Below are 1561 nucleotides of genomic sequence, written 5' to 3' on the forward strand. Positions count from 1 at the left end.
TTTCAAGGCAACGAAAAAGAGATACCAGCACATTTATGCAGTATTTCTAACTTAATCACACTATTCTTTTATTCGCAAGCAGGAAAACACAGGTTATTTCTTAATATCCTTTTGTTTGGGAAACTCCGGTTTCCCATTTCGATACCGATGCTTTTGATACTCCGATATAAGCCGCAAGTTCTTCCTGGGTGATTCCTTTTTCCTTACGTTTTAAAACAAGCGTTTTTGCTATATTTAGTTCATTCAAATGTATCACCTTCCTTGCCTATTATTATACCTGTATTGATTGTATTAACAATGGATTAAAAGTTGATTTTGATTGATAAAATCAACCATAAGGAAACATGGCTGAATCATGGAATATGTATCAACCTATAACGAATAGAATCCGCCGTATCAGCTTTTGAACATGGATCGGCTCAATAATGTAGTCACTTACGCCCTCATGTCGGTACTGGTATTCCGTAGCCACGTAATAAAAGGACACAAAACATAATACGTCTTGTGTCCTCAGTACTATCCAGTACCTATATGATTCTTAAAAAATATCCCAGAGTTTGCATATGCCTAGAAAGTTTTGTATTCACGATGTATGAACAGCGTCATAATGATAGAAACACTGTATCATGCTTATGCATAGAGTGTTGAATATATTGTGTCCATCTTTTTAACTGCTTCTTTTATGTCACTCTGCAATTTTGTATATATTTCATAATATTCTTTATCCATCTTTTCTACATGTTTGATCTGACCATTTTCATCCAGAGTGTATTCCACCATTTGCGGGGAACTTCCATCTTTCCCATAATCTCCTCTTGAAATATTTAATGTGGTGAATTCTTCTGTTTTTCGTATTGTCACTTCTACCTGCTCCGACAAATCAGACATTTCTTTCGTATATGTTCCTACTACAAATTTTTCTCTGGATGTTAGTTCCTGGTTCCATTTCCATACAGCAGGTCTGCCAAATAAATAGATATCATATTTAAAATCGGCGTCTTCCAAGTAATAATTATTCCCGTTCTTTTCAAAGCCCAGTTCCGCTAACCTGCTCTCATATGTTTGGATAGTATTATTCTGTTTCATATTTTGAATTCCAATATAGGAAGCTGCTATAAGAACAATCGCTGCTATAATTGCCGATCCTATCTGAAATATTTTTAGATGCCTTACCTTCTTGTCTATTTGCTGTACCATATTAAAATTATCTCTCAACATGGAATCTACGGAAACTCCAGATGCATCACTAATCTTGACTAAAGTTTGTAAATCCGGATAACTTTTTTCTTTTTCCCAGTTTGAAATCGTTTGTCTTGTAACATGAAAATATTGCGCAAACTCTTCTTGTGACATTTTTTTCTCTTCTCTTAATTTTAAAATGGTTTTTCCTATCTTCATACGCTTATCCTCCTATCTCGTTTTTGTTAATTCTATTGTAAGTAGGTAATCATCCGTACCTTCAAATCCCTTCCTGCATTTGATAAGATGGTCTCAAATGATGGAGGTAATACCAATGGATATGAATAATAATGTAATCTCAAAAGCTGATCTTTGGGCAGAT

The 1561-nt window shown here is 34.5% G+C and carries 2 protein-coding genes; both read right to left on the reverse strand.

Translation table 11 applies throughout. The features are described from left to right. Positions 1-100 precede the first annotated feature (100 nt). The gene (locus tag Selli1_RS18130; protein WP_405593833.1) at positions 101-256 is read right to left on the reverse strand and encodes a helix-turn-helix domain-containing protein; all 156 of its coding nucleotides are present in this window, start codon (positions 254-256) and stop codon (positions 101-103) included. 374 nt (positions 257-630) lie between these two features. Then, positions 631-1398 (reverse strand): helix-turn-helix domain-containing protein, encoded by a 768-nt coding sequence (locus tag Selli1_RS18135; protein ID WP_281874493.1) that lies wholly within the window; start codon positions 1396-1398, stop codon positions 631-633. Positions 1399-1561: the final 163 nt, after the last annotated feature.

Source organism: Sellimonas catena, assembly GCF_027924685.1.
Lineage (GTDB): Bacteria > Bacillota > Clostridia > Lachnospirales > Lachnospiraceae > Sellimonas > Sellimonas catena.